The sequence below is a fragment of the Ectothiorhodospira sp. PHS-1 genome, assembly GCF_000225005.1.
In the GTDB taxonomy this organism is placed as follows: Bacteria; Pseudomonadota; Gammaproteobacteria; order Ectothiorhodospirales; family Ectothiorhodospiraceae; genus Ectothiorhodospira.
Genome location: NZ_AGBG01000049.1, coordinates 1 through 8,045 on the forward strand (window position 1 = coordinate 1; position 8,045 = coordinate 8,045).

The following is an 8,045-nucleotide window of genomic DNA, read 5'->3' on the forward strand; positions in this document are numbered from 1 at the left end:
ATGGGTATGATGGAACGGTAAAACGAAAAAAGCCCGGCGATGACGCCGGGCCTTGTCACTTTCCGTTGCGGGATCGGGATTAACCGATTTCCTTGATGCTGGAGATCAGCTCGCTGGCGGCCTTCTGGCCGTCGCCGTACAGCATGCGGGTGTTGTCGGCGAAGAACAGATGGTTCTCCACGCCGGAGAAGCCGGCACCCTTGCCACGCTTGATGACGATGACGTTCTTGGCCTGGTCCGCGTTCAGAATCGGCATGCCGTAGATCGGGCTTTCCGGGTTGGAACGGGCCACCGGGTTCACCACGTCGTTGGCACCGATGACGATGGCCACGTCGGCGGTCTTGAACTCGCTGTTGATCTCATCCAGGTCGTAGATGATGTCGTAGGGCACACCGGCCTCGGCCAGCAGCACGTTCATGTGACCGGGCATGCGGCCCGCCACCGGGTGAATGGCGAACTTCACCGTCACGCCCCGCTCCTGCAGCAGCTGGGTCAGTTCCCAGATCTTGTGCTGCGCCTGGGCCACGGCCATGCCGTAACCGGGGACGATGATCACCTTGTCGGCAAACGCCATCATCACGCCGGCGTCGGAGGCCTCAATCTCCTTCATGGTGCCGGTCACTTCGGACTGATCGCCACCGCTGGTCTCGCCGAAGTGGCTGAACAACACGTTGGAGATGGGACGGTTCATGGCCTTGGCCATCAGCTGGGTCAGCAGGGTACCGGCGGCACCTACCACGATACCGGCAATCATCAGCGCGGCATTGTCCAGCACCAGACCCTTGAGGCCTACGGCCAGACCGGTGAGGGCGTTGTACAGGGAGATCACCACCGGCATGTCCGCGCCGCCGATGGGCAGGGTCATGAGGATGCCGAAGGCCAGGGCCAGCAGCAGGAACACGGTCAACAGGGCACCGTTCACCTGGGCGCCGCTGAAGCTGATGATGATGCCCAGCAGCACGGTGGCACCGAGCACGCCCAGGTTGATCTTCTGCTGCATGTCAAAGCGCAGGGACTTGGTGATCAGGCCCTGCAGTTTGGCGAAGGCGATCAGGGAGCCGGAGAAGGCCACGGCGCCGATGATCACACCCACCACGGCGATGAACTGGATGGTCCAGCTCAGCTCGTAGGAACCCATCAGGGCGACGATGCCGATACCGGCGGCCGCGCCGCCGCCCATGCCGTTGTACAGGGCGATCATCTGCGGCATGTCGGTCATGGCGACGCGCTTGCCGGTGTACCAGGCCAGACCACCGCCGATGCCGATACCCAGGATGATCAACACATAGTTGATGAAGCCCCGGACTTCAGGGTGCAGGAAGGTGACCACCGTGGCGATGACCATGCCCCAGCCGGCCCAGATGATCCCGCGACGGGCGGTGACCGGCGAGGCCATCTGCTTGAGGCCGACGATGAACAGCACCGCCGCCGCAAAGTAGGCTACGTTGATGATGAAACCCATTTACTTGGCCCCCTTGCTGGACTTGAACATCTCGAGCATGCGCTCGGTCACCACGTAACCCCCCACGGCGTTACCGGCGGCCAGGATCACAGCGATGAAGCCCACCCACATCTGGGCCGTGGTTTCGGCGTGGCCCAGGGCCACCATGGTACCCACCAGCACGATGCCGTGGATGAAGTTGGAGCCGGACATCAGCGGCGTGTGCAGGATCACCGGCACCTTGGAAATGACCTCGTAGCCGGTGAAGGCGGCGAGCATGAAGATATAGAGTGCAACAAAACCCTCGATCACTTTTGATCTCCTTCCACAAGGCTGCGGGTTGCGTCGTGCTTGATCTCACCGTCGTGGGTCAGACAGCTCTTGGCGATGATCTCGTCGTTCCAGTCCAGGTTCAGCTTGCCGTCGGCGAGCACGGGGGACAGGAAGTTGAGCAGGTTCTTGGCGTACATTTCGCTGGCATGCAGCGGCACCTGGCTGGGTACGTTCAGGGGGCCGTGAATGGTCACGCCGCCCTTGGTGACGGTCTTGCCGGGCTTGGTCAGTTCGCAGTTGCCGCCGCCCTCGGCGGCCAGGTCGATGATGACCGCGCCGGACTTCATGCCCTCCACCATCTTCTGGGGGATCAGCATGGGCGAGGGACGGCCGGGAATGGCGGCGGTGGTGATCAGCACGTCGCACTGGCTGATGAACCTGGCCAGGGCTTCCTGCTGTTTTGCCTTTTCCTCGTCGGTCAGTTCGCGGGCATAGCCGCCTTCCCCTTCCGCCTTCACGCCCAGGTCCAGGAACTTGGCGCCGAGGGATTCCACCTGCTCCTTGGTGGCGGAGCGCACGTCATAGGCCTCGACGATGGCGCCCAGCCGGCGGGCGGTGGCAATGGCCTGCAGACCGGCCACCCCGGCACCGATCACCAGCACCTTGGACGGACGGATGGTGCCGGCCGCGGTGGTGAGCATGGGGAAGAAGCGGCAGGACAGGTCCGCGCCCATGATGGCGGCCTTGTACCCGGCCACGGCGGCCTGGGAGGACAGGGCATCCATGCTCTGGGCACGAGAGATGCGGGGAATCAGCTCCATGGCGAAGCTGGTGATCTTCTTCTTCTGCAGCGCCTTGACCACATCCGTGTTCTTGTGAGCATGGAAGAAGCCGATGAGGGTGGCCCCATCCTTCATCATATTCACTTCTTCCTGGGTGGGCGGGGCCACCTTGACCACGATGTCGGCTTCCGACATCAGGGTCTTGGCATCGTCCACCACGCGGGTGTCGGCATAGGCCTCGTCCGGGAACTGGGCATCGCGCCCGGCACCCTTCTGGATCATCACTTCAAGACCCAGTTTGGCAAAACGCGCGGCGACCGTGGGGTCCAGTGCGACGCGCCGCTCGCCCTGGGCGGTTTCTTTGGGTACGGCTATCTTGATCGGCATGGATTGACTCCGTCTGCCCGTGCAGGGGTAATGGCCGGATGACGACCGATCCTGACGATGAGGACTGCAACGGTTTTTGGGTGGATGCGAACCAGTTCGGGCATCGCCATCAGGCGGGGATGCCCAAAAATAGGGCATGGTAGCGGAATTTTTCCGGCCTTTGAACATCCAATGTCGATCATGTTGGAATCCGGATACGAAAAATCGTGGCCGGCCCTGCCGGACATGGCGACTCAGGTCAACGAACCAACGGCTTGATAATTGCTTTCTGGGTCCGTTTGCGGCAAAGTCGGGCGGTGCCGGCATAACCTCCCGAGGGTGCAGAGGTGTACGAGTTCAGTCAGCAGGTACTGCGAACTGACGCATCCGGCATGCCGATGGAATGGATCGACTATCAGCATGCGGTGCGGCTCTACCACGCTGAGCAGGTGGCTTACACCTGTGGCGCGCTCTTGTACCGGATTCGCGGCGGCATCAATGCCCGAACCGGCCGGCGCAGTCTGGTGGAGGTAAACTCCATCATCGCCACCTACGGTACCAACAAGGCCATCAATCAGGCCTATTCACCGCCACTCAACAATGCGGCCTTGTTCAAGCGTGATGCTCATTTATGTCTTTATTGCGGCAATCACTTCCAGCACCGCGACCTGTCGCGGGATCATGTCACCCCCATCAGTCAGGGGGGGCAGGATCTATGGTGCAACGTGGTGACCGCCTGCAAACGCTGCAACAACCACAAGGCCGGCCGTACACCCGAGCAGGCCGGCATGCAGTTGCTGGCAGTGCCGTTCATGCCGACCCATGCGGAATACATCTATCTTCAGGGGCGCCGTGTGCTGGCGGACCAGATGGAATTTCTGCAGGCTCATTTTCCAAGAACCAGTCCCCTGCGGCTGCGTCTGCGGCAGTAGTGCGCCACGTGTCAGGCATCATCGGCGATGTGACCTTGCCCGGGAGCTGGTTTCCTTCGGCCTGCCTTGAGGGGGCAGGTTATCCGTCCGCAGGATCGTATCCCGGTGCTGGTGCATCTGTGCCGGCCGGTTTACAGTCGCGCCTTGCATCCTGGGGGAAGGGTCCAGATGGCTCTTGAAGTAGGGAGGAGTACACTCGGCCTTCGCGGCCCCGCACTGCGGGGGGAGGGTGATTCTGTCGCTTCAGCGGCCGATCACGCGGCCCGAGGGTTGTCGTCAAACCATAAAGCAGAACAAGCCATGACCTATATTGGCGAACCGAATTATCGACACGGGAGTCTCCATAGCCTGGGGGTGTTGATCACCAACCTGGGGACGCCCGATGCGCCCACGCCGCAGGCGTTGAGGCGTTACCTCAAGGAATTTCTTTGGGATTCCCGGGTGGTGGAAGTGCCGCGCCCCGTGTGGTGGCTGCTGCTCAACGGCCTGATCCTCAATACCCGTCCGCGCCAGAGTGCGGCCAAATATGCCCGCATCTGGGGCAAGGACGGCTCCCCGCTGCTCACCATCACCAAGGCCCAGGGTCAGGCGGTGGCCCAGCGGGTCGCTGAACGGCTCTACGGGCCGGTCAAGGTGGCGGTAGCCATGCGCTACGGCAATCCCTCCATTCGTTCCGGTCTGGAAGAGCTGCGTCGCGCCGGTGCCCGACGCATCCTGGTGCTGCCCCTGTATCCCCAGTATGCGGCCTCCACCACCGGCTCCACCTTTGATGCCGTCACCCGTGCCCTGAGTGAATGGCGCTGGGTACCCGAGACCCGCTTTGTCATGGGCTATCACGACGACGACGCCTATATCGATGCCGTAGCCGCCAGCATCCGCGAGCACTGGGCGACCCATGGGCAGGGTGAGCGCCTGCTGTTCTCCTTCCATGGTATTCCCCGCGATTATCTGGACCAGGGCGACCCTTACCATTGCTACTGTCAGACCACTGCCCGTCTGGTGGCGGAGCGCCTGGAACTGCCGGAAGATCGCTGGCTGGTCTCCTTCCAGTCCCGTTTTGGCAAGGCTCAGTGGCTGACCCCCTATACCCTGGAGACCATCGTTGGTCTGCCTGGGCAGGGCGTGAAATCCCTGGATGTGGTCTGCCCCGGCTTTTCCGCCGACTGCCTGGAGACTCTGGAAGAGATCGCCGACGAGAGTCGCGAGGCCTTCATCGAGGCAGGTGGCGAGCGGTTCAGCTATATTCCCTCACTCAACACTCGCCAGGACCACACGGATGCCCTGGCCGACCTGATCTGCCGTCATGTGCAGGGCTGGCCCGAAGCGGACGAGAATTATGATCGCGAGGCACAGCGGGAGACGGGTGAACTGATTCGTGCCCGGGCGCTGGCCATGGGTGCGAAGAACTGAAGTGTGACCGGCGAGGGATGTGGCAGGAATGCAGATCGGTGGCCTGATCATCGGTGATGAGCTGCTGTCCGGCAAGCGGCGGGACAAGCACATGGATTTTCTCATTTCGGTGCTGGCCCGGCGTGGGCTGGAACTGTCCTTTGTTCGTTTCGTCGGAGATGATCCCGGCCTGCTGACCGAGAGTCTGCGTCAGACGCTGGACTCCCAGGCCTTGATCTTCAGCTTCGGCGGCATCGGTGCAACGCCCGATGACCGTACGCGTCAATGCTTCGCCCGTGCTGCGAATGTGGAACTCGGACTCCATCCCGAGGCCGTGGCCATTCTGGAGGAGCGCTTCGGCGAGCAGGCCTATCCGCACCGGATCCGCATGGCGGAGCTGCCCGTGGGGAGCGCACTCATTCCCAACCCGGTGAACCAGATTCCGGGTTTCAGCATGCGCCACCACCACTGCGTTCCCGGCTTTCCCAACATGGCCTGGCCGATGGTGGAGTGGGTGCTGGACACCCATTACAACCACCTGTTCTCCCGAATTCCGTGCATCGAACGGTTGATCCTGGTCAGTAACACCCCGGAAAGCGAGCTGGTGCCGGTGATGGAGGCGGTGCTGGAGCGGTTTCCGGAGATTCGCATGTCCAGCCTGCCTTCATCGGAGAACGGTTGCCGGGAAGTGGAACTGGGCATCAAGGGGCTGGCCGATCAGGTGGCCGAAGCGGCCGCCCTGGTGATCGAATCCCTCAACCAGGGCGGCATGCCCTGGGTGGAAAAGCCTCAGTTGTCGCAGATTCCGTCGTAGGCAGGGAAGGGATTAAGGCAAAGCAAAAGGCCGGGCAAATGCCCGGCCTTTTGCGTATCGACGGCTTTTTGAGTCCGGCGTTAGTTGAACAGGCTGATACGGGTGGTCACCCAGTCCCGGCGCACGCGGGCATGGTAGATCGCCGCCGCCACATGGATCACGATCAGCGCGATGATGCACAGGGCCACCACGGTGTGGGCCTGGAACAGGATTTTGGACAGTTCGGGATCCTGGCCGATGAAGCCGGGCAGTTCATAGGTGCCGAAATTCACCGGATGTCCGGCGGCGGCGGTGGCCAGCCAGCCGATGATGGGCATGGCAATGACCAGCACATAGAGCAGGAAATGCACCAGGCCGGCAAAGAAATGCTGAGCGCGGGACAGGTCGATGGCATATTCGGGGGTGCCCTGGCTTACCCGTACCAGCAGGCGCAGGACCATCAGTCCCAGGATGGTGATGCCCAGGGTCTTGTGTCCCATGTAGGCATAGCCGGCCATCTCTGCCCCGACCAGTTCCACGAGGCGTTCATAGCCCAGCGTGCCCAGGGTCATGCCGCCGATCAGGGCCATGATGAGCAGGACGGCGATCACCCAGTGCAGAAGGCGCAGCAGATAGGAATAGCGTGGTAGCCCGGAGGCCACACCAACAGTCGGATAGGCAGTGCTCATGTTTGCTCCCTTGTGGGTTGTCATCAGCTTGAGTGCGGGCCAACAGGCCTGTTCTCCCCCTGAACCCGTCTGCGGGTATGTATCTTACAGACGCGATCAATGCCGACCCTGCAGAAAACCACAATCTAGCTTAGCAGTATCGACGGGTCTTGTTCGGGGTGTCCACGATCTGGGACAAAAAAATGCCCTGAAAATCGTCGGGATGTTCTTTCTTTATCCCGGTCTCGCCGGGATGTCGTGCATCCAGGGCGCGTCGGGACGCCGCACATCCTGGTCACGACAGCCTGCCGGCCGCTTATGGACAGTCCGTCATTGATGCAGCAACATGCCTATATGAATGATTCGTGCCGGAGGTGTCACCATGGCCATCACGACCCTATCCAGTCGAGAGCTTAACCAGAACGTTACCCGCGCAAAGAAGGCGGCCAAGAGTGGCCCGGTGTTCATCACGGATCGCGGCAAGCCGGCGCATGTGCTGTTGAGCATTGAGGAGTACCAGCGGCTGACAAGGCAACGTCGCAACATTGCTGATTCTCTGGGTGTTGTTTCCCAGATTATTCCACCCTCCTTTTCCCACACGGATTCTGGCTGCAGGCCGATGGTTTTCCCGGATTATGCCCTCGGGTGGCGGATTCCTGGAAGGTGAACGGATGCGGGAAGCCGAGGGCGCGAGCCTTTGGTGACTCGCGCCCAGGAGAGGGTTCAGAAGGGATCCTGCTCGTCGTCGAACAGGGAGGTCTGGCGGGTGTCGATGCTGGGCTTACGCTCGGCGGCCAGGGCTTCTTGCAGGGCGATGGCGTAGCGGTGGCCGATGTGCTCGGTGAGGATTTCCAGCCGTTCCCACACAGCCAGGACCTGTTCCGGGGTCCAGTGAGCCGGCGGGGGGATGGTGAGGGTGTGATGGTGGGTCATGGTCGCAACTCCTCCAGGGCGGTCTGCAGGTGCTCGGCGCTGACCCGGTGGACCTGATCCTGGGCGGCGCAGGTCAGGGCGTAATGGGCCAGGCGGCCGACGGGGCGTGGCATGCCGTGGGTGGCCTGGTAGAGGCCTTCGATGGCCTCGGGTTCGAACAGGGGCAGTTCGCAGCCGACCCGGCGCAGGCGGTGGGCCAGATAGTCGGGCAGTTCCTCGCGGCTGAGTCCCCCCAGGTGATGGCGCACGACGAGTCGCTGGGCCAGGGACTCATGCACCGCCATGCCGAGGCGGCGGCGTAGCTCGGTGAGGCCGACGAACAGCAGGCACAGGCGGGGATCGGAGTCCATGGCGTAGTTGGTGAGCAGGCGCAGATCCTCCAGGACATCATTGCGCAGGTGATGGGCCTCGTCGATGATCAGCACCGGTAGCTGCTTGCTCTCCAGGGTGAGTCGGGAGATCTCGGCG

10 protein-coding genes are annotated in these 8,045 nt (G+C 62.2%); 4 read left to right on the top strand and 6 right to left on the bottom strand.

What is annotated here, in order from left to right; translation table 11 throughout:
* Positions 1–79 precede the first annotated feature (79 nt).
* From ECTPHS_RS13120 to ECTPHS_RS13130, 3 genes are read right to left on the bottom strand one after another with little or no spacing between them, the layout of a single operon-like run.
* On the bottom strand, positions 80–1,462 hold the full coding sequence (locus ECTPHS_RS13120; RefSeq protein WP_008933241.1) for an NAD(P)(+) transhydrogenase (Re/Si-specific) subunit beta: 1,383 nt from the start codon (positions 1,460–1,462) through the stop codon (positions 80–82).
* Positions 1,463–1,720, bottom strand: a complete 258-nt coding sequence (locus ECTPHS_RS13125; protein ID WP_050814270.1) for an NAD(P) transhydrogenase subunit alpha — start codon at positions 1,718–1,720, stop codon at positions 1,463–1,465.
* Positions 1,721–1,749: 29 nt separating this feature from the next.
* Positions 1,750–2,883 carry a Re/Si-specific NAD(P)(+) transhydrogenase subunit alpha gene (locus ECTPHS_RS13130; RefSeq protein WP_008933243.1) on the bottom strand — a complete coding sequence of 378 codons (1,134 nt, stop codon included), beginning with the start codon at positions 2,881–2,883 and terminating at the stop codon, positions 1,750–1,752.
* Positions 2,884–3,254: 371 nt separating this feature from the next.
* Here ECTPHS_RS13130 and ECTPHS_RS13135 point away from each other — a divergent pair, with 371 nt between their 5' ends.
* The 3 genes from ECTPHS_RS13135 (at position 3,255) to ECTPHS_RS13145 (ending at position 5,997) form a co-directional block, all read left to right on the top strand.
* Positions 3,255–3,794 (top strand): HNH endonuclease, encoded by a 540-nt coding sequence (locus tag ECTPHS_RS13135; protein ID WP_050814269.1) that lies wholly within the window; start codon positions 3,255–3,257, stop codon positions 3,792–3,794.
* A 300-nt stretch (positions 3,795–4,094) separates the two neighbouring features.
* Positions 4,095–5,204: a ferrochelatase gene (gene hemH, locus ECTPHS_RS13140; protein ID WP_008933245.1), complete on the top strand. Its 1,110-nt coding sequence runs from the start codon at positions 4,095–4,097 to the stop codon at positions 5,202–5,204.
* 28 nt (positions 5,205–5,232) lie between these two features.
* Positions 5,233–5,997, top strand: a complete 765-nt coding sequence (locus tag ECTPHS_RS13145; protein ID WP_008933246.1) for a molybdopterin-binding protein — start codon at positions 5,233–5,235, stop codon at positions 5,995–5,997.
* An 80-nt stretch (positions 5,998–6,077) separates the two neighbouring features.
* On the opposite strand, the gene ECTPHS_RS13150 is transcribed toward ECTPHS_RS13145, so the two are convergent.
* Complete coding sequence (locus ECTPHS_RS13150; RefSeq protein ID WP_008933247.1) at positions 6,078–6,665, bottom strand: cytochrome b; 588 nt, start codon at positions 6,663–6,665, stop codon at positions 6,078–6,080.
* 361 nt (positions 6,666–7,026) lie between these two features.
* Between ECTPHS_RS13150 and ECTPHS_RS14390 the strand changes: the two genes are divergently transcribed.
* Complete coding sequence (locus ECTPHS_RS14390; RefSeq protein WP_008933248.1) at positions 7,027–7,311, top strand: type II toxin-antitoxin system Phd/YefM family antitoxin; 285 nt, start codon at positions 7,027–7,029, stop codon at positions 7,309–7,311.
* A 56-nt stretch (positions 7,312–7,367) separates the two neighbouring features.
* Here ECTPHS_RS14390 and ECTPHS_RS13160 read toward each other — a convergent pair whose 3' ends face one another.
* Together ECTPHS_RS13160 and ECTPHS_RS13165 are read right to left on the bottom strand one after the other, a co-directional pair.
* The gene (locus ECTPHS_RS13160; RefSeq protein ID WP_008933249.1) at positions 7,368–7,577 is read right to left on the bottom strand and encodes a hypothetical protein; all 210 of its coding nucleotides are present in this window, start codon (positions 7,575–7,577) and stop codon (positions 7,368–7,370) included.
* The coding region (locus ECTPHS_RS13165) for an ExeA family protein (RefSeq protein WP_008933250.1) at positions 7,574–8,045 on the bottom strand (472 nt) is incomplete at its 5' end. The genes ECTPHS_RS13165 and ECTPHS_RS13160, both read right to left, overlap by 4 nt.

What these genes read in the sequence shown, in the direction of transcription:
- ECTPHS_RS13150 (WP_008933247.1), bottom strand. Translation starts at nt 6,665, where the DNA reads ATGAGCACTGCCTATCCGACTGTTGGTGTGGCCTCCGGGCTACCACGC.
- ECTPHS_RS13160 (WP_008933249.1), bottom strand. Translation starts at nt 7,577, where the DNA reads ATGACCCACCATCACACCCTCACCATCCCCCCGCCGGCTCACTGGACC.
- ECTPHS_RS13125 (WP_050814270.1), bottom strand. Translation starts at nt 1,720, where the DNA reads ATGCTCGCCGCCTTCACCGGCTACGAGGTCATTTCCAAGGTGCCGGTG.
- ECTPHS_RS13130 (WP_008933243.1), bottom strand. Translation starts at nt 2,883, where the DNA reads ATGCCGATCAAGATAGCCGTACCCAAAGAAACCGCCCAGGGCGAGCGG.
- ECTPHS_RS14390 (WP_008933248.1), top strand. Translation starts at nt 7,027, where the DNA reads ATGGCCATCACGACCCTATCCAGTCGAGAGCTTAACCAGAACGTTACC.
- ECTPHS_RS13120 (WP_008933241.1), bottom strand. Translation starts at nt 1,462, where the DNA reads ATGGGTTTCATCATCAACGTAGCCTACTTTGCGGCGGCGGTGCTGTTC.
- ECTPHS_RS13135 (WP_050814269.1), top strand. Translation starts at nt 3,255, where the DNA reads ATGCCGATGGAATGGATCGACTATCAGCATGCGGTGCGGCTCTACCAC.
- hemH (WP_008933245.1), top strand. Translation starts at nt 4,095, where the DNA reads ATGACCTATATTGGCGAACCGAATTATCGACACGGGAGTCTCCATAGC.
- ECTPHS_RS13145 (WP_008933246.1), top strand. Translation starts at nt 5,233, where the DNA reads ATGCAGATCGGTGGCCTGATCATCGGTGATGAGCTGCTGTCCGGCAAG.